The 23,795-nt window shown below is 70.1% G+C and carries 22 protein-coding genes, 1 tRNA gene and 1 pseudogene; 17 read left to right on the top strand and 7 right to left on the bottom strand.

Annotation, left to right across the window (positions count from 1 at the left end; all coding sequences use genetic code 11):
• Positions 1 to 101: 101 nt before the first annotated feature.
• Positions 102 to 413: pseudogene (locus ACFY9I_RS34655) on the bottom strand (transposase); the annotation flags it as partial.
• 145 nt (positions 414 to 558) lie between these two features.
• Entirely contained in the window at positions 559 to 816 is a 258-nt protein-coding gene (locus ACFY9I_RS34650; RefSeq protein WP_391008929.1) for a glutaredoxin domain-containing protein, read from the bottom strand.
• 77 nt (positions 817 to 893) lie between these two features.
• Here ACFY9I_RS34650 and ACFY9I_RS34645 point away from each other — a divergent pair, with 77 nt between their 5' ends.
• The 6 genes from ACFY9I_RS34645 to ACFY9I_RS34620 all read left to right on the top strand — a co-directional run bounded on the left by ACFY9I_RS34645 (position 894) and on the right by ACFY9I_RS34620 (position 5,374).
• Complete coding sequence (locus ACFY9I_RS34645; RefSeq protein ID WP_391008957.1) at positions 894 to 3,218, top strand: UvrD-helicase domain-containing protein; 2,325 nt, start codon at positions 894 to 896, stop codon at positions 3,216 to 3,218.
• Positions 3,219 to 3,382: 164 nt separating this feature from the next.
• Positions 3,383 to 3,709 (top strand): hypothetical protein, encoded by a 327-nt coding sequence (locus tag ACFY9I_RS34640; protein ID WP_391008926.1) that lies wholly within the window; start codon positions 3,383 to 3,385, stop codon positions 3,707 to 3,709.
• 173 nt (positions 3,710 to 3,882) lie between these two features.
• Positions 3,883 to 4,251 (top strand): WhiB family transcriptional regulator, encoded by a 369-nt coding sequence (locus ACFY9I_RS34635; protein WP_005480495.1) that lies wholly within the window; start codon positions 3,883 to 3,885, stop codon positions 4,249 to 4,251.
• Positions 4,248 to 4,571 (top strand): hypothetical protein, encoded by a 324-nt coding sequence (locus ACFY9I_RS34630; protein ID WP_391008923.1) that lies wholly within the window; start codon positions 4,248 to 4,250, stop codon positions 4,569 to 4,571. Before ACFY9I_RS34635 ends, ACFY9I_RS34630 begins: the two co-directional genes overlap by 4 nt.
• 151 nt (positions 4,572 to 4,722) lie before the next feature.
• Complete coding sequence (locus ACFY9I_RS34625) at positions 4,723 to 4,932, top strand: hypothetical protein (protein ID WP_391008920.1); 210 nt, start codon at positions 4,723 to 4,725, stop codon at positions 4,930 to 4,932.
• Between the two features lie 22 nt (positions 4,933 to 4,954).
• Positions 4,955 to 5,374 carry a hypothetical protein gene (locus ACFY9I_RS34620; RefSeq protein WP_391008917.1) on the top strand — a complete coding sequence of 140 codons (420 nt, stop codon included), beginning with the start codon at positions 4,955 to 4,957 and terminating at the stop codon, positions 5,372 to 5,374.
• Positions 5,375 to 5,378: 4 nt separating this feature from the next.
• On the opposite strand, the gene ACFY9I_RS34615 is transcribed toward ACFY9I_RS34620, so the two are convergent.
• Together ACFY9I_RS34615 and ACFY9I_RS34610 are read right to left on the bottom strand one after the other, a co-directional pair.
• A complete protein-coding gene (locus tag ACFY9I_RS34615; RefSeq protein ID WP_391008914.1) occupies positions 5,379 to 6,734 on the bottom strand; it encodes an AarF/UbiB family protein in 1,356 nt (451 codons plus the stop codon).
• Positions 6,727 to 7,989 carry a TOMM precursor leader peptide-binding protein gene (locus tag ACFY9I_RS34610; RefSeq protein ID WP_391008911.1) on the bottom strand — a complete coding sequence of 421 codons (1,263 nt, stop codon included), beginning with the start codon at positions 7,987 to 7,989 and terminating at the stop codon, positions 6,727 to 6,729. Before ACFY9I_RS34610 ends, ACFY9I_RS34615 begins: the two co-directional genes overlap by 8 nt.
• Before the next feature lie 217 nt (positions 7,990 to 8,206).
• On the opposite strand from ACFY9I_RS34610, the gene ACFY9I_RS34605 reads away from it, so the two are divergent.
• The 4 genes from ACFY9I_RS34605 (at position 8,207) to ACFY9I_RS34590 (ending at position 12,119) form a co-directional block, all read left to right on the top strand.
• On the top strand, positions 8,207 to 8,803 hold the full coding sequence (locus tag ACFY9I_RS34605; RefSeq protein WP_391008908.1) for a SprT-like domain-containing protein: 597 nt from the start codon (positions 8,207 to 8,209) through the stop codon (positions 8,801 to 8,803).
• A gap of 257 nt (positions 8,804 to 9,060) precedes the next feature.
• Positions 9,061 to 10,653: a TerD family protein gene (locus ACFY9I_RS34600; protein ID WP_391008905.1), complete on the top strand. Its 1,593-nt coding sequence runs from the start codon at positions 9,061 to 9,063 to the stop codon at positions 10,651 to 10,653.
• Positions 10,654 to 10,661: 8 nt separating this feature from the next.
• Complete coding sequence (locus ACFY9I_RS34595) at positions 10,662 to 11,339, top strand: AIM24 family protein (protein ID WP_391008902.1); 678 nt, start codon at positions 10,662 to 10,664, stop codon at positions 11,337 to 11,339.
• 27 nt (positions 11,340 to 11,366) lie between these two features.
• Positions 11,367 to 12,119 carry an AIM24 family protein gene (locus ACFY9I_RS34590; RefSeq protein WP_391008899.1) on the top strand — a complete coding sequence of 251 codons (753 nt, stop codon included), beginning with the start codon at positions 11,367 to 11,369 and terminating at the stop codon, positions 12,117 to 12,119.
• Positions 12,120 to 12,316: 197 nt separating this feature from the next.
• Here the strand turns inward: ACFY9I_RS34590 and ACFY9I_RS34585 are convergent, their stop codons facing one another.
• Both ACFY9I_RS34585 and ACFY9I_RS34580 read right to left on the bottom strand, forming a co-directional pair.
• Positions 12,317 to 12,832, bottom strand: a complete 516-nt coding sequence (locus ACFY9I_RS34585; RefSeq protein ID WP_391008896.1) for an NUDIX domain-containing protein — start codon at positions 12,830 to 12,832, stop codon at positions 12,317 to 12,319.
• Positions 12,829 to 14,244, bottom strand: coding sequence for a zinc-dependent metalloprotease (locus ACFY9I_RS34580; RefSeq protein WP_391008893.1), 1,416 nt, complete (start codon positions 14,242 to 14,244; stop codon positions 12,829 to 12,831). The genes ACFY9I_RS34585 and ACFY9I_RS34580 overlap by 4 nt, the downstream gene beginning before the upstream one ends.
• A gap of 189 nt (positions 14,245 to 14,433) precedes the next feature.
• On the opposite strand from ACFY9I_RS34580, the gene ACFY9I_RS34575 reads away from it, so the two are divergent.
• The 4 genes from ACFY9I_RS34575 (at position 14,434) to ACFY9I_RS34560 (ending at position 17,574) form a co-directional block, all read left to right on the top strand.
• A complete protein-coding gene (locus ACFY9I_RS34575) occupies positions 14,434 to 15,546 on the top strand; it encodes an NAD-dependent epimerase/dehydratase family protein (protein WP_391008890.1) in 1,113 nt (370 codons plus the stop codon).
• A gap of 46 nt (positions 15,547 to 15,592) precedes the next feature.
• A complete protein-coding gene (locus tag ACFY9I_RS34570) occupies positions 15,593 to 16,051 on the top strand; it encodes a molybdenum cofactor biosynthesis protein MoaE (RefSeq protein WP_391008887.1) in 459 nt (152 codons plus the stop codon).
• 186 nt (positions 16,052 to 16,237) lie between these two features.
• Positions 16,238 to 16,402 (top strand): hypothetical protein, encoded by a 165-nt coding sequence (locus ACFY9I_RS34565; RefSeq protein ID WP_391008884.1) that lies wholly within the window; start codon positions 16,238 to 16,240, stop codon positions 16,400 to 16,402.
• A gap of 74 nt (positions 16,403 to 16,476) precedes the next feature.
• Entirely contained in the window at positions 16,477 to 17,574 is a 1,098-nt protein-coding gene (locus ACFY9I_RS34560; protein ID WP_391008881.1) for a PDZ domain-containing protein, read from the top strand.
• Positions 17,575 to 17,668: 94 nt separating this feature from the next.
• On the opposite strand, the gene ACFY9I_RS34555 is transcribed toward ACFY9I_RS34560, so the two are convergent.
• Positions 17,669 to 18,211 (bottom strand): PPA1309 family protein, encoded by a 543-nt coding sequence (locus tag ACFY9I_RS34555; protein WP_391008878.1) that lies wholly within the window; start codon positions 18,209 to 18,211, stop codon positions 17,669 to 17,671.
• Positions 18,212 to 18,374: 163 nt separating this feature from the next.
• On the opposite strand from ACFY9I_RS34555, the gene ACFY9I_RS34550 reads away from it, so the two are divergent.
• The 3 genes from ACFY9I_RS34550 to ACFY9I_RS34540 all read left to right on the top strand — a co-directional run bounded on the left by ACFY9I_RS34550 (position 18,375) and on the right by ACFY9I_RS34540 (position 23,667).
• Entirely contained in the window at positions 18,375 to 21,308 is a 2,934-nt protein-coding gene (locus ACFY9I_RS34550; RefSeq protein ID WP_391008954.1) for a UPF0182 family protein, read from the top strand.
• Between the two features lie 44 nt (positions 21,309 to 21,352).
• Positions 21,353 to 21,426 (top strand) — tRNA-Met (locus tag ACFY9I_RS34545).
• Positions 21,427 to 21,597: 171 nt separating this feature from the next.
• Positions 21,598 to 23,667 (top strand): sel1 repeat family protein, encoded by a 2,070-nt coding sequence (locus ACFY9I_RS34540; protein ID WP_391008875.1) that lies wholly within the window; start codon positions 21,598 to 21,600, stop codon positions 23,665 to 23,667.
• Positions 23,668 to 23,795 lie beyond the last annotated feature (128 nt).

Below are 23,795 nucleotides of genomic sequence, written 5' to 3'. Positions count from 1 at the left end.
ACTCGTTACGACAAGCTCGCCGTCCGCTTCGAAGCGACCGTGCTGGTCGCAGCCATTAACGAGTGGCTGTGACCAGCACTTCCGCAACAGACCCTAGTGCGTACCGAGTGGTCGAACCCCGGATCGACCAGCTCCAACCCCAGCAGGTACTTCCAGTCCAGCCGCCCTCGTACTGCGTCTGCGGCCTGCCGGTCCGAGAGTCCCTCGGAGAACTGCATAACCGACACCAGTGCCAGCCTGCCCGGCGACCACGCCGGCTTCCCCCTGCTCGGATACAGCCCGGCGAAGTCCGCGTCCGAGAACAGCCCGCCCAACTCGTCACGGATCCGCCTTGCCAAACTGCCCTTCGGGAACGCAGCCCGTGTCACCCGGACCGTCTCCGCTGGAACCCCGTCGATCCTCTTGGCGCGCAACGACACCGACGCCCTCCCCGAACACAACGTCGGCCTTCACGACCACAACGGGTCGTGAAGGCCGACGTTGTGTTGAGCCCCAGGATTCGCCAACCGTGTCAACTCGATGACGGGGGTCTCTCTGCGTGCGGTGGGGAGCGGGTCGTCAGGCGCTGAGTGCCTGCTTCACCTGAGCGAGGCTCGGGTTCGTCATCACGACTTCGGTGCCACCATTGGCGGGAACTACCTGAACCGTCGGAACCGTCTGGTTACCGCCGTTCGCCTTCTCCACGAACGCGGCGGACTCCGGGTCGAGTTCGATGTTGATCTCGTTGTACGCGATGCCCTCGCGATCCATCTGGCTCTTCAGCCGACGGCAGTAGCCGCACCACGTGGTGCTGTACATCGTCACAGTGCCCGGCATGTCTCTGGCGCTCCTTCACGGCGTTACGACTGGGGGTGCGTGCTCGCTGAGGAGGGAACGTACGCGACGGAGCAACCATTCCCCACCCCGGGGACGGAGCGCCTGCCGTATTAGTACGACTGCGGGTGCCTCCCTGTGGACAACCGGCTCAGCCGTCTCTGGCGACCTGGCAGCATGGCCGTGTGACAGCAGCAACGCACTCCACCCTCTTCCCGCAGGTCCCCGATTCGGCCGACGCGGTACTCGAAGGGCTCGACCCCGAGCAGCGCGCGGTGGCGACCGCTCTGCACGGTCCGGTGTGCGTGCTGGCGGGTGCCGGCACGGGCAAGACCAGGGCGATCACCCACCGCATCGCCTACGGAGTGCGCGCGGGCATTCTCCAGCCAGCCAGTGTGCTGGCCGTCACGTTCACCAACCGCGCCGCCGGCGAGATGCGCGGCCGTCTCCGCCAGCTCGGTGCGGCAGGGGTCCAGGCCCGGACGTTCCACTCGGCCGCGCTGCGCCAGCTCCAGTACTTCTGGCCGAAGGCCGTCGGCGGCGGCATGCCACGCATCGTCGACCGCAAGATCCCACTCGTCGCGGACGCGGCCGCCGCCTGCCGCATCCGTCTCGATCGCAACGAACTACGGGACACCGCCGCCGAGATCGAGTGGTCCAAGGTCACCCGGACCGTCCCCGCCGACTATGCCGCCGCAGCCGCCAAGCACGGCCGCGAGGCCCCCCGCGACCCGGCCGAGATCGCCCAGATCTACACGACCTACGAGGATCTCAAACGTGAGCGGGCCGTCATCGACTTCGAGGACGTCCTCCTGCTCACGGTCGGCATCCTCCAGGACCGCCACGACATCGCCGAGCAGGTCCGCTCCCAGTACCAGCACTTCGTGGTCGACGAGTACCAGGACGTCAGCCCCCTCCAGCAGTGCCTGCTGGAGCTGTGGCTCGGCGAGCGGGACGACCTGTGCGTCGTGGGCGACGCCAGCCAGACGATCTATTCGTTCACTGGCGCAACTCCCGACCATCTGCTCGACTTCCGTCACCGTCACCCCGGGGCCACCGTCGTCAAGCTCGTCCGCGACTACCGCTCCACCCCACAGGTCGTCCACCTCGCCAACGGCCTGCTCTCCCAGGCCCGAGGCCGCGCCGCCGACCACCGCCTGGAACTGATCTCCCAGCGCCCCCCCGGCCCCGAGCCCCGCTACACCGAGTACACCGACGAGCCCGCCGAGGCCGAGGGCGCCGCCCGCCGCATCCGCGACATGATCGGCTCCGGAGTCCCGGCGAGTGAGATCGCCATCCTGTTCCGCACGAACGCCCAGTCCGAGACCTACGAGCAGGCCCTGGCGGATGCCGGAGTGCCCTATCAGCTGCGCGGCGCGGAACGATTCTTCGACCGCCCGGAGGTCCGCAAGGCCGGGGCCGCGTTGCGCGCCGCCGCACGCTTCGGCGGCAACGACACCCTCCTGAAGGACACCGTCGACCTTCCCTCACAGGTGAGGGCCGTGCTGTCCGGCGAGGGCTGGACCGGCGAACCACCGGCGGGCTCCGGCGCGGTCAGGGAACGATGGGAGTCACTGGCGGCCCTGGTGAACCTCGCCCAGGACTTCGCCGCGGCCAAGCCCGACGCCACACTCGGCGACCTCGTGGCGGAACTCGACGAGCGGGCGAACGCCCAGCACGCCCCGACCGTCCAGGGCGTCACCCTCGCCTCCCTTCACTCCGCCAAGGGCCTGGAATGGGACGTCGTGTTCCTCGTCGGTGTCGCCGAGGGCATGATGCCGATCACCTACGCGAGGACGGACGAACAGATCGAGGAGGAGAGACGACTCCTCTACGTGGGTGTCACCCGCGCGCGGGAACAGCTCTCCGTCTCCTGGGCCGTGTCGCGAGCGCCCGGCAGCCGTCCCAACCGCCGCCCCAGTCGCTTCCTCAACGGGCTGCGCCCCGGATCCACCGCCACGACCGGCCGGACCGGTGCCGGTGGTTCCGGAGGCGTGGAACTCGGTTCGCCGGGCGGCCGCACCGACTTCGCGGGCGGCGGCACGGAGACCGTCCCGCGCCGCGCCGGCCGGACCCCGGCCCGCTGCCGGCTCTGCGGACGCACCCTGCGCGACGCCGGTGACATGAAGCTGATGCGCTGCGAGGACTGCCCCTCCGACATGGACGAGGGTCTCTACGAGCGACTGCGTGAGTGGCGCTCGGTCCAGGCGCGGCGCAGCGGTCAACCCGACTTCTGTGTCTTCACGGACCGGACCCTGATGGCGATCGCGGAAGCGGGGCCGAGCACTCCGGTTGAACTCGGTCGCATCCCCGGCGTCCGCGCCCGGAAGCTGCAGCGGTACGGCACCGATGTTCTCGACATCTGTGCAGGTCGGGAGCCTGAGGACCAGGGCGAGGGTGACTGATACGAACTCGTCGAAAAAATAGTTTGCGCATGCCCCAGCAATCCCCATAGGTTCTTAGGCACGAGAGCAGCGGCCTTCTCGAAGGCCCTGGTTTCGTGGTGTACTTCATATCCGTCGGATTGGTTCGCGCCGGTCCCCATAGACGCCGAGAGGAGGCGAGTCCAGTGATCAGCATCAACACCAGCTACATCAGCACGGTCAAAATGACCGATCGCCCGACCGTCTCCACGTGCATGCTCGGCGTCTCGAACCTGGGCACCGGTCTGTCCGCCATCAGTGGCGGCCGTCCGGCGTCCTCCGTGTCTCTGGCGGGCCTTCCCGTCCGTGAGCGCAATGAGCGACCGACCAAGGCACTGGAAGCAGCAGTAACGGCACAGGCCCAGGCCTATGCCTTTGCAGCGGCCGGTGCCGGATTCCGGAAGCAGCAGACGACGCAGCACCACCTGATGTGGGCCTTCCGTGGGCCTGAACCCTGGAGTGATCCAGCCTGATCGACGATCAGGCCGGCGCCTTCAGGGCCGCGGAACCCCACCCGGGATCCGCGGCCCTTCTGTTTGTCCCCGACCAGGGGATGCAGAGCGAAGGGGCCTCGGGACAAGAAAAGAACCCGGTACCAGCCGCCCCCGGCCAACAGGCCGGAACGACCAGACGAGGAAGACGAACCGTGCAACTCGAAGCGCACGCCCCGTCCGTACCGCCTTCCGAAACGATCCCCCCGCCCGGCCTCACGGAGGACTCCACCTTGACCCCGCTCACCGCGCTCACCGCGCTCGACGACGCCATCGAGAACCTCGGCGTACCCGTCCCCTGCCGTTCCTACGACCCGGAGGTCTTCTTCGCCGAGTCGCCGGCCGACGTCGAGTACGCCAAGTCGCTCTGCCGCACCTGCCCGCTGATGGAGGCCTGCCTCGCCGGCGCCAAGGAGCGGCGTGAGCCCTGGGGCGTCTGGGGTGGCGAGCTCTTCGTCCAGGGTGTCGTCGTTGCCCGCAAGCGGCCTCGCGGTCGCCCGCGCAAGAACCCGGTCACGGCATGAACATCACCGGAACGATCGATCGCCCCCTCACGCACGACCCCAAGAAGCAGGCCCCGATGAAGCCGTCCACGAGCGACCCCGCCGGCTCCGCGATTCCAGACTTCACCACCAGTGGCGCGAACGCCTCGCGTCAGAACAGGACCCGAGAAATGCATCTCATGCCAGAAGCCCTGGCTCGTGCGCATATGCACGAGCGCCTGCACCAGGCCGAGCAGGAGCGCCGGGCCATGCGCCTGGCGGTCGCCCGCCGGATGCAGCGCCGGGCCGAGCGCGCCTCGATGCGCGCCCGCCGTGCGCTGGCCATGGCGGTCATGCAGTAGCCGCCACGCGGCAACGAACATGAACCGACCTGGACAGGCGCGCCAGAAGAACCCGTAGCAGTGGCTCCCCCGCGGGGGTCGGTCCGAAGGGACCGGCCCCCGCCGTGCGTGGTGACTGCGGATCCACCGACTGCGGCGATATCGTCGCCGAGTGACGAGTCTTTCGGGGAGCAGTGCCAACAGCGGCCCCGCCGCGGAACTCCAGACCCTCGTGTGCGCCCGCTGCGGGACGATCACCGACGCCCCCCAGCCCCTGTGGATCTGTTCCATCGAGAACGGCGGACGGTTCTACTTCTGCGAGACCTGCGCCCGGGAGAACCTGCGAGCGATCGAGAGCAGGCTGGACTCGGCTTGGTGGTGAGCCGTCGGCGCATACTGCTGTTGTGCTGCTGACATGGATCGCCGAGATAGCTGACGAGCCGTTGCTGTTGGAGCCGACCCACCAAACCGCGGAGCAGCGGACCAATACCTGGTGCCTGAGCACCGACCCCGAGGACAGGTCCCGTTTGTCGGTGCCCGAGGTGGCGGCGGCCTTCGAGCGCACGGCCACAGCCATTCGGGCCCGCATCCACGACCTCGGATTCCCGGGACCCGCAACGTTCTACGTCTGGTACGACGCACAGGCCGGCCAGCTGCGGTGCTCCACCGGTTCGGTGGGGCCGGGCGAGCTGCCGTTCGCCGGCAGCCACCTGCCCGTGCACGACCTTCGCCCCATCGTCGAGGCCTTCCTCGACGGCGGGAACCCGGCCGCCTCCGCGACAGCGCCTTCGCCCTTTCCCGTGTGGGTCCGCGACGTGGGCTGAGCGCTCAGGCCTCCGCGGCGGACTCGCCCTCGTCCTCTTCCACCACGAACCCCGGCAACCATTCCTCCAGTTCGTCGCGCATACGGACCGTCGCGCCGAGCTGACACAGGACACCGATCGTGCTCAGGGTCACCCGGTGGATGAGGAGGTACGACGGGGGAAGGTTCAGCTGTTTGCCCAACTGGTGGGCGGGAGAGCGAGGGTCCGCTATCCGCGCGGCCTGGCTGCGCATCCAGCCCCGGGCGAAAGCGAACTCGTCCGCGCGGGCCGGCTCGATGATGGGGAGCAGATAGTCGAGCACCGCGTCCGGGTCCAGGTCTATCGACTGCTTCACAAAGCCTTCCGTGCGGAGCATCTCGTAGACCGCCTCGGCCTCGCCCTCGATGGTCAGCCGCAGTGCCGCACCGATGTGGGCCGGCAGACCGCCCGGTAGCCGGTCCACCGTGCCGAAGTCGAGGACGCCGAGGCGCCAGCCGCGCTTCTCGTCCGGCAGGAGGCGGAAGTTGCCCGGATGCGGGTCGGCGTGCAGGAGGCCCGTGCGGGCCGGCCCCGAGAAGAGGAAGCGGGTCAGTAGCTGGCCTGCCCGGTCGCGCTGCTCCTGGGAGCCGTCAGTGATCACCTCCGAGAGGGGGGTGCCGTCCATCCACTCCGTCACCAGCACCTGCTCGCACTGATGCACCACGGCCGGGACCACGACGTCCGGGTCGTCCGCGAACTCCTCCGCGTGCGCTTGCTGGGCCTGGGCCTCCAGACCGTAGTCGAGCTCTTCGGAGACGCGGTCCCGCAGCTCCGCGATCAGCGGCTTGATGTCCATCCCAGGGATCAGCGGGCCCAGGAGACGGGCGAACCTGCTGAGCTGACCGAGGTCGGACAGGAGAGCCTCGCCCGCACCCGGGTACTGCACCTTGACGGCGACGGCACGGCCGTCGTGCCACACGGCGCGGTGCACCTGGCCGATCGAGGCCGCGGCGGCCGGCTTGTCGTCGAACTCCAGGAACAGCTCCCGCCAGTCCGGGCCGATGCGCTCCTCCAACACGGAGTGCACCGTGCGGGTGGGCATCGGTGGCGCCGCGTCCTGGAGCTTGGTCAGCGCCGCGCGGTAGGGGCCCGCGACCTCCTCGGGGAGCGCCGACTCGAAGACGGACAGGGCCTGCCCGAACTTCATCGCGCCACCCTTCAGCTCGCCGAGGACCTTGAAAAGCTGCTCGGCCGTGCGCTGCTGGAGTTCGCGACCCACGAGGTCCGCCGACTCACCGACGATTCGCTTGCCGAGTCCCCAGGTGGCCCGGCCTGCGATGCCGAGCGGAAGCGCGGCGAGCTTGGCGGTCCGGGTGACCGCCTTCCGGGGAAGATCAGACATGCGCCCTCCAAGTCCCAGCAGGCCGTGCCGCGTGTGCCTTGCGGGACAACCTCGTTGACCGCTGATGCTCCGCCATTGTCGCGCGCGTCTCCGAGTCCTTTGCGGTGTGTTCCCCGTTACGTTTCCCGGCGCCCTTCTCAGCGGCCGCGCAGGAGCATGCAGGATGCGGCAACACGGGGCGGGAGTGCCAGTCGAACCCCGGCATGGAGACCTCCCAGCGGGCACCCGTGCTGGACGGCATCAGTCCGTCGAGGAAGGCGAGCGCATGCCCTGCGGCCAGTCCGGCCACGGTCGTGGCCAGGGTCACCTCGCAGGCCTCGACCTGGCGTGGTCGACCCGACCGCCACTGGGTGACCATCCGTGGCCAGGTCTCGTCGTGGTCGGTACGGCTCTGGTCGAGGCAGCCCGCACACCCCGTCTCACCGGGCAGGACCAGCGGGCCGACCACACCCGTGCCTTCCACGACACCGGTGTAGAGGTGGGGTGTGCCCGAGAGGATGAGTGGTTCGGCGGCGGCGGGTTTGGGGGTGTGGACATCGACACCGTCGCGCGGGGCGAGAACCACCAGCGAGAAGCCGGGCTCCTCGCGGAGGCGGCTCGTCGACATGGCCTCGGGCGTGCCCTCGGCCGGCCGGGGGCCGCGGCGCCGCCGGGGCGGGCGATCGGGCGCCGCGTGACGAGCCGCTCGACGTGCGGCCATGTCCCGGCGCTCGCCGATCGACTCGGCTGGCAGACCACCCGGAGTCACGTCCCAGGGCTCGACCCGGCCGACATCACGCACATCGACCTCGCCGACGCCGGCCCCCGACAGCAGGGAGGCCAGCACCGCCCCGACCCGTCCCGCGCCCCGTACCTGCACTCGCAGTGACCGGCGAGCGGCCAGACGTTTCATGGCGTCGCCCGGGTCGGGTGCGACCAACGAGAGCGCGGCGGCGTCGGGGCGTAACCGGTTCAGGACCTCGGGTCTGCCCCGGAGGTCGTCCGCGGCCGGGCCCCCGCCCGTCGCGTCGTCCAACAGGCCGGACCGGGCCAGCCGGTCCACCAGCCCGTCCACATGACCGTCCGGCAGCCCCATGCGCCGCCCCTCGTCACGCAGGAGCGGCAGACCGCGTGTGCCGTCGAGCAGCGCGAGGAAGCTGCCGGTCGCCGTGTCCATCGGGCCCAGCACCATGGCGTGCGCCGGCGCCAGGCCGAACTGCACGGTGTTGAGATCCCGCCATCCGCGCCGGAGCGCGGGCTTCACCATCGGATGCATGATCGGCCCCCGTAGCCAGAGATAGGTCCCCTGTGCCGACGGTGCGAGTGCCTGGTCCGCCGACGAGTGCCAGCATGCACGGATCGCGACGACGCCCGTCGAGAGTTATCCACAGGCGACGACATTCGTCGTACAAATCAGGCGCTCGGAGTGCGGATCGGAACCGAACCGTCCCGGAGGCGGGACTTCCCCCGTGTGCAGCGGGTAACGTCGGGGCGTGCCCGCCGACCCACTGCACCGCGCCGGAAAGCCACAGCGCAGCACGACAAGCCCGCCGCCGAGTGGCTCGGGGGCGGGCGCGATCGAGGTCCGCAGGAGCGCGCGACGGCGCAGAACGGTCTCCGCGTACCGCGAGGGTGATCGCACAGTCGTGCTCATCCCCGCCCGGATGTCCGAGGCGGAGGAGCAACGCTGGGTGACCGTCATGCTCGACAAGCTGGCCGCGCAGGAGAGCAAGCGGCTTCTCGGCGACACCGAACTGGCGGAGCGCGCCGCCCGGCTCTCGGACCAGTACTTCGGCGGTCGCGCCCAACCCGCCTCGGTCCGCTGGGTCACCAACCAGAACACCCGCTGGGGCTCGTGCACACCCGCCGAGGGCAGCATCCGCCTCTCGCACCGCCTGCAGGGCATGCCCGAGTACGTCGTCGACTACGTCCTCCTCCATGAACTCGCGCACCTGCTGGTACCGGGACACGGGCCCCGCTTCTGGCGACTGCTGGAGTCCTACCCGCGCACCGAGCGCGCTCGGGGCTACCTCGAAGGGGTGGTCGCGGCCGACCGGCTGCCGCGTCTGCCGGTCGACCACGACGAGTGAGGCCATCGCACGGCCGTCCCTCCGCGAGACAGGTCCAGACCCGCCGCCCGAGGGCGGGAAGCGGACCGGCACCTCACGCGCGCCTGAACGTCGACGGATTCCCACGCGCGCGTGCTCGTTTGCGGAACGGGTGACCGAAGTCGCGCTTTTGTACCGGCTCTGTACCGACCTCGTACGCCTCACGGCTTTGCGGTTAGCCTGGCGCGACGCACTCGAGCAGGCGCACTCACTTTCGGGATGGGGGACGGTCGTTACGCATGGCCAGGGAATTCCAACGCGGCCACAAGGCCAAGATCAGTGACCTCACCGCGGGTACGGATCTGTACGTGGGTGTACAGATCTCCGCCCCCGGGCTGACCTTCGACATCAGCTGCTTCGGTCTGGACGCCGACGAACGGCTCTCGGACGACCGCTATTTCGTCTTCTTCAACCAGCCGAAGACCCCCGAGGAGTCGATCCAGCTCCTGGGGGCCCAGTCGGGTGACACGGAGTCCTTCCGCGTCACGCTCGACAAGATCCCGCCGCAGATCCAGAAGCTGTCCTTCACGGCGACGATCGACGGCAACGGGCAGATGTCGCAGATCGCCCCTGGCTACCTCCGTATCGTCGCGGGCGGCGAGGAAGTGGCCCGGTACCCGTTCGACGGCTCGGAGTTCTCCACCGAGCGCGCCGTGATGCTGGGCGACTTCTACCTGAAGGACGTCTGGCGGTTCGCGGCCGTCGGACAGGGCTTCGACGGCGGGCTGGACGCGCTGCTCAAGAACTTCGGCGGCGAGGTCGCCGAGGAGGAGCCAGCCGCCGCGCCGCAGCAGCCGCAGGCCGTCGCCGCGCCCGGCTTCGCCCCGCCCGCCTTCGGCGCCCCCGCCGCCCCGGCGGCCCCGGTGCCCGCACCCGCTCCGGAGCCCGCGCCCGGGTTCACGCCCCCGGCGCCCTCTCCCTCCGTGCACGCCGCGCCGACCATCGCCGCGCCCCTGCACACGCCGCCCGGCGGCACCGTTCCGCCCCCGGCCGCCCCCGCTCCGCAGGGCGGTCCTTTCACTCCGCCGGGCGCCCCGCCGCAGGGTGGGCCCTTCACGCCCCCCGGCGCCGCACCCCAGGGCGGTCCGTTCACCCCGCCCGGCGCCCCAGCGGCCTTCCCGGGACAGGCCCAGCCCTTCGGCGGCGGTACGCAGCTCGCGCCCGTGCCCCAGGAGGCCGGCCTGCGCGTCGTTCTGACGAAGTACTCCGAGGCACCCGTCGGCGACCGCTGGACCGAGCAGAACCCGCAGATGGTGCGGACGACCCTCACCAAGGGCGCCAACATCCTCGCCAAGCAGGGCAGCATGGTCGCCTACCAGGGCGACATCGACTTCGCCCACAAGGGTTCCGGACTGCTCGGCAAGTTGACGGGCCAGCTCACCGGCCAGGGCATGGCCCTGATGCGCTGCTCCGGGGACGGCGAGGTGTTCCTCGCGGACGAGGGCAGCCGCCTGTTCGTCATCCGCCTGGAGAACGAACAGCTCTACACCAGCGCGCGCGGGGTGCTCGCCTTCGACGAGGCACTGGACACCGACATCCGCCGGATCGAGGGCGCGGGCCTGCCCGGCGGCGGTCTGTTCAGCATGCTCTTCTCCGGTACGGGAGCGGTCGTCGTCAAGACCCGCGGTGTTCCCGTCGTCCTGCCCGTCGGCCCGGCCACCTACGTCGACGGCAACGCCGTCATCGCCTGGTCCGCCGGCGCGCAGGCCGTCACCACGACCTCGCTCAGGCTGCGCCGCTCCGGGTACGCCCGGCAGACCCAGGAGGCCATCAACCTCCAGTTCCGCGGCGCCCCCGGCAACTTCGTCGTCGTCCAGCCCTTCGAGGTGTGAGGCAGAGCATGGACCTCCAGACACTCAACGCGCACCGCTCCGCTTCCACCGGCGTCCGCATGAGCGTGCACAGCTCCAAGACGCTCAAGGTCACCATGGTCACCGGCCAGGACCTCCTGGCCAAGGCCGGCTCGATGATCGCGTACGACGGTTACGTGCAGTTCGACGGCCCGCCCGCCACGCTGCGCCGCAGCGCGGAGGAGATGGTCACCGGCGAGGGCGGCAAGCTGATGCTCTGCCGGGGCGACGGGGACCTGTATCTCGCCGACTACGGTGGGGACGTCCTCATCCTCCACCTGAACAACGAGGCGCTGTCCGTCAACGGCCCCACCCTGCTGGCCTGCGACGCCTCCCTCCAGCTCTCGATCGAACCCGTCAAGGGGCTCGCCAAGCTCTCCGGCTCGGGTCTGACCAACCTCGTGATCCGGGGCACCGGATGGGTCGCCCTGGTCAGCCGGGGCGTGCCGATCTCCCTGGACTGCGCCGAACGGGAGACCTACGTCGACCCGGACGCGCTGATCGCCTGGACCGACGGCCTCGACATGAAGGCCCGCCGCACCATCAAGGCCGGCGCGCTGATCGGCCGGAGCAGCGGGGAGGCCTTCCAGATCGGCTTCAAGGGGCGAGGCTTCGTGGTCGTCCAGCCCAGCGAGGACACCGGCGACCGTTTCAAGATCCGTGGCTGACCGGGGCTGAGAGGAGAACAGCACACCATGCACAGCACACTCTTCGCGCACATCCCGGTGAACCACACCGAGCGCTACACACTGCAGAACCCGCAGTTGCTCAAGGCCGACGTCACCATCGGCAGCAGTCCCGTCCTGGCCCGCCAGGGTGCCATGGTCGCCTTCGAGGGGCAGGTCGAGTTCGACAGCCAGTACCGCAACCGCAGTTGGCGCAACGCCGAGCGGATGACGGGTGAGCGTCTCGAACTCATGCGCTGCAAGGGCAACGGGATCGTGTATCTCGCCAACTTCGCGCAGTACCTGCACATCATGGAGGTCGGCCGCGGCATCACCGTCGACTCCTCCGCCGTCCTCGCCTTCGACGGCTCCCTCAACGTCGGCATCGTCGCCGTGGACAGTGCCGTCGAGGTGGCCTCGGCGGGGGCGTACAACCTGGAGCTGTCCGGTGGCGGCAAGGTCGTCCTGATGACCTCCGGTGAGCCGCTCGCCCTCGAGGTGACACCAGAGAAGAACATCTGTGTGGACTCGGACGCCGTCATCGCCTGGTCCACGTCGCTGCGCACGCAGCTCCAGGCGCCGACCTCCACCTCCGCCGTATGGCGCCGCAGGGGCTCCACCGGTGAGGGCTGGGAGATGCACTTCTCCGGCCAGGGACACGTCCTGGTCCAGCCGAGTGAACTGCTGCCACCGCAGCACCTGCGTACGTCCGGGGTACTCGGCCAGTTCGGCATGGGCGCGGGCGGGCTGAGCGGAAACTCCCTCGGCGGCAGCCGCAACTGACCAGCGGGACACGGGTAAGGGGCGTCCGCCCTTGCGGACGCCCCTTACCCGTGTCTGCCCCCCGGCGGGGGCTTTCCCCCAGGCCGTCGGCTGCACACCGAACGACCGTCGGCCCTACACGAACGAGCGAGGTCAGGGCCGCTCCAACCGAGGTCAGGGCCGGACACGAGCGAGATCAGGGCCGCACCGGAGCGAGATCAGAGCCGGGCCCGGGTGGCCTCCAGCAGACGTACGACCGAGTCGTCGGCCACGGTCGCCACCTCGTCGTACGGGAACCAGCGGAGGTCCAGCGACTCGTCGCTGATGGCCTCGACCGCCCCGTCGGGAGCGAGGGCGGCGTACTGGACGTCCAGGTGCCAGGCACAGGGGGTGTGGTGGCGGTCGAGTCGGACGGGGCCGCCCGGGAGCAGCGTCAGGCCGGCGATGCCGGACTCCTCCGTCGCCTCGCGGAGGGCGGAGCCCGCCAGGGTGGTGTCCCCGGGCTCGCAGTGGCCGCCCATCTGGAGCCACATGCGCATCTTCTTGTGGAGGGTGAGCAGCACCCGGCCGTGCTCGGGGTCGATCACCATGCCGCTCGCCGTGATGTGTCCGGCCTCGCACGCCTTCCACATACCGTCGGGGTGGGCAGCCAGATGGTCGAGGTAGACCTGGCGCAGCTCCGCCTGGTCCTCGTAGCTCTTCAGTACGAGGACCGCGTCGTCGTACAGGCTCACTCGGTGTCGTCGTCCTTCTTCTTCAGGTCCGGCTTCTCGGGGGAACCGCCGGCCGCCTCACCGAGCATCTTGTCCAGCTCGGAGAAGTCCAACTGCTCACGGTGGACGAAGCCGTCCGGGTCGTCCAGGTCGGAAGCGGTGGGCAGCATGTCGGGGTGGGCCCACAGGGCGTCACGGCCGTCGACACCGCGCGCGTCCGTCAGGGACGCCCACAGGCGGGAGGCGTCCCGCAGACGGCGGGGACGCAGCTCCAGCCCGATGAGGGTGGCGAAGGTCTGCTCGGCCGGGCCGCCCGTGGCGCGGCGACGGCGCAGGGTCTCGCGCAGGGCGTCCGCGGACGACAGGCGCGGCTTCGCGGCGGCGTGCACCACCGCGTCCACCCAGCCCTCCACCAGCGCGAGAGCGGTCTCCAGGCGAGCCAGGGCGGCCTTCTGCTCAGGGGTGTCCTCCGGCTGGAACATGCCCTGCTGGAGCGCCTGCTGCAGCTCCTCGGGGTTCTGCGGATCGAACTGGCCGACGACGTCCTCCAGCTTGGCCGTGTCGACCTTGATCCCGCGCGCATAACCCTCGACCGCGCCGAACAGGTGCGAGCGAAGCCACGGGACATGGGCGAAGAGCCGCTGGTGGGCGGCTTCGCGCAGGGCCAGGTAGAGCCGCACCTCGTCCTTGGCGACGCCCAGGTCCTTGCCGAAGGCATCCACGTTGATAGGCAGCAGCGCGGCCTTGCCGGCCGGGCCGAGCGGCAGCCCGACATCGGTGGAGCCGACCACCTCGCCCGCGAGCACGCCCACGGCCTGCCCGATCTGCTGGCCGAACATGGCGCCGCCCATCGACTTCATCATGCCGATCAGCGGGCCCGCCATGGCCTGCATCTCCTCCGGCAGGATGTCGCCCATGGCGCCGCCGACACGCTCGGCCACCGGGTCCACGAGCTCCTTCCAGGCGGGCAGGGTGGCCTCCACCCACTCCGCGCGGGACCAGGCCACGGCGGAGCCCGAGCCGGACGGCAGGGACGTCGCGTCGTCCAGCCACAGATCGGCCAGGCGGACGGCCTCCTCGACCGCGGTGCGCTCGGCGGGGCCGACACTGGCGTCCTTCGTGCCGTCAGAGGTCCCCTGGGCGACCGTCTGGCGGGCGATCTGCTTGGCCATGTCCCAGTTCACCGGGCCGCCCTCGTACGAGAGCATCTGGCCCAGCTGCTGGAACGCGGCGCCCAGATCGGTGGGGTTCATGGAACCGAACATCGCGGCGAACGGATTGTCGGCCCCGGGGCCGCCGGCACCGGGGAACCCGAAGCCGAACGGGTTGGCCGGTCCCTGACCACCACCGCTCTGCTGGTCCTTCTTCTTGCCCTCGTCGCCGTCGTCCGGCTCCTCCGGCGGAAGGCCGAATCCGAATGGGGTGTCACTCACGGGATTCCTCGGCTGATAGGGCCGTCGGATCTACCGACGGCACGGTTGCCCGAACACCACCCAGCGTAGACACCGCGGCGCGTTCGGGCCTCGGTGCTCCGCCGACCGTAGGCCTGCGGCAGGATGGATGCCACCTGGTACGCACGCGTCACCCGCGTTCGTACTGAAGACAACCGCTGGAGACGCCCGGTGAGTTCCCCAGATCCACAGGTTCGCGCAGCGCGAAACCCATCAACCAGTCCCGTGGTGCGCGGGCCCGTCGTCGCGGTCACCGGTGCCGCGTCCGGCGTGGGCGCGCTGCTCACCGAGCGGCTCGCCGAGTCCGACGAGATCCGGCAGGTCGTCGCCATCGACGAGCGGCGCGGCGAGTGCGCGTCCGCCCAGTGGCACATCCTGGACGTGCGGGACCCGGCGATCGCGGAGAAGCTGCGCGGCGCGGACGTCGTGGTGCACCTCGCCGTCGACCTCGACCTGGGCACGGACTCGGCGGCCCGCAGCGCGTACAACGTGCGCGGCACCCAGACCGTGCTCACGGCGGCCGCCGCGGCCGGGGTGCACCGGGTGGTGCTCTGCACCTCGGCGATGGTCTACGGGGCGCTGCCCGACAACGAACTGCCGCTCTCGGAGGACGCCGAGCTGCGGGCGACCGCCGAGGCCACCGGGGTCGGCGATCTGCTGGAGATCGAGCGGCTCGCGCGCCGGGCGCCGCGCGCCCATCCGGGCCTCAATGTCACCGTCGTCCGCCCTGCGATTCTCGTCGGGGGCACGGACACGGCCCTGACCAGGTACTTCGAGTCGCCGCGGCTGCTCGTGGTCGCGGGGTCACGGCCCGCCTGGCAGTTCTGTCATGTCGAGGACCTGTGCGGGGCGCTGGAGTACGCCGTGCTGGAGAAGGTCGACGGGGAGCTTGCCGTCGGGTGCGAGGGGTGGCTGGAGCAGGAGGAGGTCGAGGAGCTCAGCGGGATCCGGCGCATGGAGCTGCCGTCCGCGGTCGCCCTGGGGGCCGCCGCCCGGCTGCACCGGATCGGGCTGACGCCGTCGCCGGCCGGCGACCTGGCCTACACGATGTATCCGTGGGTCGTGAGCGGGAGCCGGTTGCACGATGCCGGGTGGCGGCCGCTGTGGACGAACGAGGAAGTGCTGGCGGAGCTGCTCGAGGAGGTTGCCGGACGGCACACCCTGGCCGGGCGGCGGCTGGGCCGGAAGGACGCGACGGCGGCGGGTGCGGCCGGTGCGACGGTGGCGCTGCTGGGTACGGCGGCGTTGGTGCGGCGGGCGCGGAAGGCCCGCGGGCGGCGATGAGGGACTCGCGCCCGCTGATGCGGGCCGGGTGGGGCAGGATGGAGGCATGGCAGTGAATGACGATCATCCTGGTGAGCATGGGGCCGAGGAGCCCATCAAGCTGATCGGGATCCGCGAGACGGCTCTCTCCGTCGACGAGGTGTTCCGGGCGGTCGGGGACGACGCGGCCGGGGGGACCGCGCTGTTCGTGGGGACCGTACGGAACCACGACGGGGGAGCCGATGTCGATGAGCTCGGCTATTCGTGTCACCCGACGGCCGAGGCCGAGATGCGGCGGATCGCGGAGAAGGTGGTCGCCGAGTACCCGGTGCGGGCGCTCGCGGCCGTGCACCGGGTGGGCAACCTGGCGATCGGGGACCTCGCGGTGGTCGTCGCCGTTTCGTGTCCGCACCGGGGCGAGGCCTTCGAGGCGTGCCGGAAACTGATCGACGACTTGAAGCACGAAGTGCCCATCTGGAAGCATCAGAGATTTTCCGACGGCACCGATGAATGGGTCGGCGCGTAGCGTTGTCGTTGCGGGGCGGTGGTCGTGCGACGGGAGGGCGGATGTGGCCTGCTGAGGCCGTGACCGAATCGGGTCCGCACGCGTTCCGGTTGCGTAATCCGGCCCCTGGCGTAAGCGTTGACGGTGCGGACGGATAATCTGCTGATCAGTCAGTTGCGGTCGCTTGACAGGGGTTGGGAGGTCGGCATGGCGGCGCTCGCCTGGTTGCTGATTCCACTGGTGGCAGCGATCGGTGCCGGACTGTGGGGCGGCTGGGCCAGTCGGAACCGTAGAACCATCGAGGACGGCTCCGAGCTCGCCGGTTACTCACGGTTCCGTGAGGCCATGGAGCGGTCGCACACCGGCAGCTAGCGGCCTCCCTGCGTCGCGCCCCGGACGGACGGCCCCGACAGTGCGCTGACAGGGGTGTCCCGTACTGTCGTTCCATGCCACGCCGCACCGCGACGATGCTCGCCTCCACCCTGATGCTGATCGCGATCCTGTGCGCGGGAGTGCTCCTTCCCGTGCCCTACTCGGAGATGTCGCCGGGGCCGACGGTGAACACGCTCGGGAAGCACGGCGGCGAGCCGGTACTGCACATCTCGGGGCGCAAGACCTATCCGACGACCGGCCATCTGAACATGACCACCGTCCGGGTCACCAGCGCCGACTACCGGATGAATCTGGTGGAGGCCGTCTACGGATGGCTGGCGCACGACAACAAGGTCGTGCCCCACGACACCCTCTACCCGGACGGCAAGACCGAGGAACAGTCGTCCCAGGAGAACGCCGAGGAGTTCAGCCAGTCCCAGGAGAGCGCCAAGGTCGCGGCCCTGAAGCAACTGGACATCCCCGTGAAGTCCTGGGTGATCGTCTCCACCGTCCTCAAGGGCTCCCCGTCCGAGGGCAAACTGCACGCCGGTGACGTGATCAAATCCGTCGACGGTACGGCGATCAAGGCGCCCGAGGACGTGGCGAAGCTGGTCACCAGGCACAAGCCCGGGGAGGACGTCGACTTCGTCATCGTGCCGGCCAAGGCCCAGGCCGCCGCCGAGAAGGCGAACAGGACGGCGACCCAGACCGAGACGATCACGATCACCACGGCCAAGTCGGACGACTCCGGGAAGGAGCGGGCGATCGTCGGGATCTCCGCCGGGACGGACCACACCTTCCCGTTCACCATCGACATCAAGCTCGCCGACGTGGGCGGCCCGAGCGCCGGACTGATGTTCGCCCTCGGGATCTACGACAAGCTGACCCCCGGCAATCTGACGGGCGGCAAGTTCGTGGCGGGCACCGGCACGATCGACGACGCGGGCAAGGTCGGCCCCATCGGCGGCATCGAGATGAAGACGGTCGGCGCGCGGGACAAGGGCGCCGAGTTCTTCCTGACGCCCAAGGACAACTGCGCCGCGGCCGCCAAGGACACCCCCGAGGGACTCACCCTGGTGAAGGTCGACACCATCAAAGACGCCCTGGGCGCCCTGGAGGACATCCGCTCCGGCGACACCGCCGCCCTGCCGAAGTGCGCCACCAAGGGCTGACGGAAGCGCGGGACGGCGTACGCGTGCGAGGGTGCGCCCTCCGGGCCGGAGGGCGCACCCACCGTCGTGGATCCGATCGTCGTAGTTCCGAAGATCAGTCCACGAAGGTCGCGGACAGTGCCTCGGCCAGGCCCGGTACCAGCTCGGGACCGGTGAGGACCTCGGTCGGGGCGTCCTTCTCACGCAGGCGCAGGGCCGAGTCACGGGAGCCGTCGCGCAGGACGGCGACGGTCATCCGGACCTCCTGGCGGTCGGGGTGGGAGGCGACCCACTTGGTGAGACGGGCCCCGTCCAGGCCCTCCGGGACGGACGCCTCGGCGGACGGCGGCAGCATCAGCCGCTCCACGGTCAGCGCGCAGCCGACCACCGCGTCGGGCCAGGCGATGGTGCCGAGGAACTCGTCCAGCGCCTTGCCGGCGGGGATCTCGTCCTGCTCGATCGGGGTGAGACCGGTGGTCTCCGACTCGTCCTCCAGACCGAGCTGGGCCGCGAGCGCGGGCTCCTGGGCCTTGAGGCGCGCGGTGTCTACGAGGGCGAAGAGGCGAGCGGGCTGGTCCCAGCCGAGGCCCGAGGCGTACTCGTCGATCTCGAGCACGGCCCGGGTGAGGGGGTTCGCTGCCATGGGAGTGTTGGACATGGTCACAATCCTGCCTCGTTCGTTCCCGGAAGCGGGAACCGAGTAAAGCGTGAGTAAGTTGCATAGGTGAGGCCCCTACGATCACGGGGCCCGCTGGAGGGTCCGTAGACGCGGGCCTGATGGATCGACAGCGAACTTCGAGGTGCGCACCTTGGCTTTCCAGATGCCGGACCGCGGCGGAGGCCCGACGGGGCCGCGGATGAGAGTGGGCCGCCCGTCCCGGCGGGTCCGGACCCTGCTCATGACACTGGGCGTCCTTGCCGTGCTCGGCATGGCGTTCGTCATGTTCGCGGGGTTCTGGACGGACTGGCTCTGGTACCGGTCGGTGAAGTACTCGTCCGTCTTCACCACCACGCTGTGGACGAAGGTCGGGCTCTTCTTCGTCTTCGGTCTGCTGATGTCGGCCTCGGTCGGCTTCAACATCTGGCTGGCGCACCGGCTGCGACCGCCGCTGAGCGCCATGTCGATGGAGCAGCAGAGCCTCGACAGGTACCGCATGGGCATCGCGCCCTACAAGAAGTGGCTGCTCCTCGGGATCACCTCCCTGATCGGCCTCATCGCCGGCGCTTCCGCCTCCGGGCAGTGGCGCACCTGGTTGATGTGGGTCAACGGGGTGTCGTTCGGACAGAAGGACCCCCAGTTCAACCTGGACGTCGCCTTCTACGCCTTCGACCTGCCCTGGTACCGCTTCCTGCTCGGCTTCGGCTTCGCCGCCGCCGTGCTCTCGGTGATCGCCGCCGCGCTCACGCACTACCTGTACGGCGGCCTCAGGGTCACCTCCCCGGGCGCGCGTGCCACGGCTGCGGCCACCGGGCACCTGTCGGTGCTCCTCGGCATCTTCGTCGCGCTGAAGGCGGTGGCGTACTGGCTCGACCGGTACGGGCTCGCGGTGAAGTCCAGCGACTTCAAGGCGACCGGCAACTGGACGGGTCTGCGTTATGTCGACGCGAACGCGTACCTGCCGGCCAAGACGATCCTGTTCTGCATCGCGGTCATCTGCGCGCTGCTGTTCTTCGCCACCATCTGGCGGCGCACCTGGCAGCTGCCGGTCATCGGCTTCGGCCTGATGGTGCTCTCCGCGATCCTCATCGGCGGGCTGTACCCGGCGATCGTCCAGAAGTTCCAGGTCCAGCCGAACGAGCAGGCCAAGGAAGCGCCGTACGTCGAGAAGAACCTGGCGGCGACCCGGCAGGCCTACGGCATCGACGGGACCGACGTCGAGGAGTACTCGGGTGTGAGCGACACCACGGACAAGGCCAAGCTCCGCAAGGACGCCGACACCACGGCCAGCATCCGTATGCTCGACCCGAACATCGTCTCGCCGACGTTCCAGCAGCTCCAGCAGATGCGGAACTACTACGCGTTCCCCACGAACCTGGACGTCGACCGGTACAGCAACGAGGACGGCGCCGAGCAGGACACGGTCATCGGTCTGCGCGAGCTGAACCTCGCCGGCATCCCGAAGAACAACTGGATCAACGACCACTTCCGCTACACCCACGGCTACGGCGTGGTCGCCGCCAAGGGCACCGAGGCCACTTCCGGCGGCCGGCCGGTGTTCACCGAGTCCGACCTGCCCTCCAAGGGCGACCTGGGCGAGTACCAGCAGCGTGTCTACTACGGGGAGAAGACCACGCAGTACTCGATCGTCGGCGGTCCCCAGAAGGAGATCGACTACTCCGACGACAGCGGTGAGAAGACCACCAGCTACAAGGGCGGCAGTGGGGTCAACCTCTCCAGCCCGGTCAACCGGGCCGCGTACGCGGTGGCGTTCAACGAGCCGCAGATCCTCTACTCCGGTGCCATCGGAGAGGGTTCGCGGATCCTGTACAACCGCACGCCCAAGGAGCGCGTCGAGGCGGTCGCTCCCTGGCTGACCATCGACGGTGACGCCTATCCGGCCGTCGTCGACGGGAAGATCCAGTGGATCGTCGACGCGTACACCACCACCAACGGCTATCCGTACGCCTCCCGTACAACCCTGGGCGACACGACGGCCGACTCGCTGACCGCGGACAACAGCCAGCGCGCGGTGGTGGCCCAGCAGAACCAGGTCAACTACATCCGCAACTCGGTGAAGGCGACCGTCGACGCGTACACCGGCCAGGTCAAGCTCTACCAGTGGGACACCCAGGACCCGGTCCTGAAGACCTGGATGAAGGCGTTCCCGGACACGGTGGAGCCGAAGACGGCGATCTCCAAGTCGCTGGAGGCCCATCTGCGCTACCCGCAGGACCTGTTCAAGGTCCAGCGCGAACTGCTGACCCGCTACCACGTCAAGGACGCCGAGACGTTCCTGAGCGGCAGCGAGGTGTGGCAGGTCCCGGACGACCCGACCAACACCTCGGGCAACGCGGTCCCGCCGTACTACCTGAGCATGAAGCTGCCGGGCCAGTTGGAACAGGCGTTCTCGCTGACGACGACGCTCACGCCGAACGGCAGGGACAACCTCAGCGCCTTCGTGTCGGTCAACGCCGAGGCGGGCACAGCGGATTACGGCAAGATCAGAGTCCTGAAACTGCCGACCAGCGAACCGATCGACGGACCCAAGCAGGTCCAGAGCCAGTTCAACTCCGAACAGGACATCGCCGAGACCATCAGCCTTCTCAAGAGAGGTGACTCGCAGGTCGAGTACGGCAACCTCCTGACGGTCCCGCTCGACGGCGGACTGCTCTACGTCGAGCCGGTCTATGTGCGAGGCGGCGGCCTCAAGTACCCGCTGCTGCGCAAGGTCCTGGTCACCTACGGCGGCAACACGGCCTTCGAGGACACTCTCGACGAGGCGCTCAACAAGGTGTTCGAAACCGAGGGTCCGACCACCGAGCCACCGGTGGACGACGGCGACGAGGGCACCGACGAGCCGCCGACCTCCGGCGATCCCACGGTCCAACAGGCCCTCAAGGACGCCCAGAAGGCGTTCGACGAAGGCCAGCAGGCCCTCAAGGACGGCGACTGGGAGGCGTACGGCCGGGCCCAACAGGACCTGGAGGACGCGCTGAAGCGGGCCGAGGAGGCGCAGGCCAAGACCGACGGGGCCGGCGGCAACGGGAGTGAGGACGGCGACAAGAGCGGCGACGGAGGCTCTGGAAGCGGCTGATGCAGAGCTCCACCCCGCGCCGTGATACGGTTGCAACGCAACGGCGCGGGGTGGAGCAGCTCGGTAGCTCGCTGGGCTCATAACCCAGAGGTCGCAGGTTCAAATCCTGTCCCCGCTACTGAAGTTGAAGGCCCGGATCCTCCAAAGGATCCGGGCCTTCGACGTGTTGGCGGGGGAGGTTGGGAAATCTGTGTTTGACTTGTCGCTCTGTGGGCATGTCGACAAAACGCTGTAGTGACCTCAATGGCTGCGGTATACCAGGTGTACCCAGGTTGCAGGTGGTGCGACGATGGACGTTATGGGGGACAAGGCAACTCTGTTGGAGACAGGGCGGTTTGCGCAGCCTGCCGACTTTGGGCTGTCTGTCGACTTTGTGATGCCCGCCGAGTCCGAGTCGTCGTCGGCCGAGTCCGTACAGGCGGTGGAACAGGACGAGACGGGGGACGCCGTCGAGGAGGCGCGTCAGCGGCTCGCCGCCGAGGCCGGTGACACCGAGGCCATGAGCGTCCTCGGAGCCATGCTGCTGCGCCGTGGTGACCTCGACGGAGCCGAGCCCTATCTGCGGGGCGCCACCGCCGCCGGGGACCGTGCGGCTGCCAACAACCTGGGTGTCCTGCTGCACCAGCGCGGGTACGCCGACGAGGCCGCCAACTGGTGGCGGGTCGCCGCCGTCGCCGGTTCCGCCGCGGCCGCGCACGCGCTCGGCCGGCACCACCGCGAGCGGGGCGACGAACCCGCCGCCGAGTACTGGCTCCGTCAGTCCGCCGAGCAGGGGCACGCGCTCGGCGCGTACGCCCTCGCCGACCTGCTGGAGCACCGCAGTGACGCCGCCGCCGAGCGGTGGATGCGGGTCGCCGCCGAGCGGGGTCACCGGGAGGCCGCATACCGGCTCGCGAGGACGCTCGACCAGCGTGCGGAGCAGCAGGAGCGCGCGGCGGTGCGCGAGGGGCGCAGAATCGCCCGCGCTGCGCTGGAGATCGGGGGCGCGAGCCGCGAGGCCGTGCGTGACGGCCGGGAGACCGGGCGAGAGGGCCGTGCTCCCGTACGGGAGGGGCGTGCTCCCGTACGGGAGGGGCGTGTCGCCGTGCGGGACCACAGGTCCGGTGCCCGAGAGGCGGAGCCCGGCGGTGGCGAGGGTGGCTTGGCGTCCGCCGCCGAGGAGGCCGAGCAGTGGTACCGCCAGGCCGCCGCACGCGGGCACCGGCGGGCCGCCCTGCACCTGGGGGCGATCCTGGAGCGGCGCGGGGAGCTCAAGGAGGCCGGACGCTGGTACCTGACCTCCGCCAAGGACGGAGAGCCGCGCGCCGCGTGCGCGCTGGGGTTCCTGCTGCGGGACGCCGGTGACACCGAGAGCGCGGCCGTGTGGTGGCTGCGGGCCGCCCAGGACGGCGACGGCAACGCGGCGAACGCGCTGGGCGCGCTGCACGCCGAGCGCGGCGAGACCCAGACCGCCGAGCGGTGGTACCGGGCCGCGATGGACGCCGACGACGTCAACGGCGCCTACAACCTCGGGCTGCTCTGCGCCGAGCAGGGGCGGACCGCACAGGCCGAGCAGTGGTACCGGCGCGCCGCGTACGCCGGGCACCGGGAGGCGGCGAACGCGCTGGCCATCCTGCTGCTCCAGGTCGGCGACGCGTCCGGGGCCGAGCCGTGGTTCTCCAAGGCCGCGGAGGCCGGGAGCGTGGACGCCGCCTTCAACCTGGGCATTCTTTTCGCCGGGCGGGGCGACGACGCCACGGCACTCGTCTGGTACGAGCGGGCGGCCGCCGCCGGGCACACCGAGGCCGCGCTCCAGGTCGCCATCGCGCGGCTGCGGGACGGGGACGAGCGGGCCGCGGAGCGCCATCTGCGGTGTGCCGCCGGTGGGGGCAGCGCGGAGGCCGCTTACCGGCTGGCCGCCGTGCTCGACGCGCGTCGGCCGCCCGCGCCCGCGCATGAGCTGGGGGAGCCGGTGCGGGAGAAGAACGAGTGCGAGGAGTGGTACGAGAGGGCCGCATCGCAGGGGCATCGGCGGGCGCAGGTGCGGGTCGGCATGCTGGCCGCGGGGCGGGGGGACGTGGTCGAGGCGGCGCGGTGGTACCGGGCCGCAGCGGAGTCCGGGTCGCGGAACGGTGCGTTCAATCTGGGGTTGCTGCTCGCTCGGGAGGGGAGTGAGCCGGAGGCCGCGGTCTGGTGGGCTCGGGCCGCCGACGCGGGGCATGGGCGGGCGGCTCTGCGGCTTGCCCTCGTCTACGCGCGTCGGGGGGAGCTGGTGGAGGGGAAGCGCTGGGCCGACCGGGCGGTCACGCTCGGGCCGGCGGAGGTGGCTGAGCGGGCGGCACGGCTGCGGGACGCGTTGCGGGATGAGTTGTCGGCGTAGGTGACTGGGGCGGGGAGCCGCAGGGGCCGGGGCTTCATGGTGGCCCTCTGCCGGGGTTGGGCAGGAGCGGGGATCGCTCACCGGCGCTTGCCGGGTGCCGCCGCGCCCGCCCTCCCCCGCTCCCGGCT

The sequence above is a fragment of the Streptomyces sp. NPDC012510 genome, from assembly GCF_042955065.1.
Lineage (GTDB): Bacteria > Actinomycetota > Actinomycetes > Streptomycetales > Streptomycetaceae > Streptomyces.
Note: the sequence above shows the minus strand (reverse complement) of the source record. Positions and strands in the feature narration are given on the sequence as shown.

Coding starts and splice junctions, on each gene's coding strand:
- ACFY9I_RS34550 (WP_391008954.1), top strand. CDS start 18,375: ATGCCGGACCGCGGCGGAGGCCCGACGGGGCCGCGGATGAGAGTGGGC.
- ACFY9I_RS34565 (WP_391008884.1), top strand. CDS start 16,238: ATGGCGGCGCTCGCCTGGTTGCTGATTCCACTGGTGGCAGCGATCGGT.
- ACFY9I_RS34570 (WP_391008887.1), top strand. CDS start 15,593: ATGGCAGTGAATGACGATCATCCTGGTGAGCATGGGGCCGAGGAGCCC.
- ACFY9I_RS34560 (WP_391008881.1), top strand. CDS start 16,477: ATGCCACGCCGCACCGCGACGATGCTCGCCTCCACCCTGATGCTGATC.
- ACFY9I_RS34600 (WP_391008905.1), top strand. CDS start 9,061: ATGGCCAGGGAATTCCAACGCGGCCACAAGGCCAAGATCAGTGACCTC.
- ACFY9I_RS34540 (WP_391008875.1), top strand. CDS start 21,598: ATGGACGTTATGGGGGACAAGGCAACTCTGTTGGAGACAGGGCGGTTT.
- ACFY9I_RS34595 (WP_391008902.1), top strand. CDS start 10,662: ATGGACCTCCAGACACTCAACGCGCACCGCTCCGCTTCCACCGGCGTC.
- ACFY9I_RS34610 (WP_391008911.1), bottom strand. CDS start 7,989: ATGCATCCGATGGTGAAGCCCGCGCTCCGGCGCGGATGGCGGGATCTC.
- ACFY9I_RS34590 (WP_391008899.1), top strand. CDS start 11,367: ATGCACAGCACACTCTTCGCGCACATCCCGGTGAACCACACCGAGCGC.
- ACFY9I_RS34615 (WP_391008914.1), bottom strand. CDS start 6,734: ATGTCTGATCTTCCCCGGAAGGCGGTCACCCGGACCGCCAAGCTCGCC.
- ACFY9I_RS34630 (WP_391008923.1), top strand. CDS start 4,248: ATGAACATCACCGGAACGATCGATCGCCCCCTCACGCACGACCCCAAG.
- ACFY9I_RS34650 (WP_391008929.1), bottom strand. CDS start 816: ATGCCGGGCACTGTGACGATGTACAGCACCACGTGGTGCGGCTACTGC.
- ACFY9I_RS34555 (WP_391008878.1), bottom strand. CDS start 18,211: ATGTCCAACACTCCCATGGCAGCGAACCCCCTCACCCGGGCCGTGCTC.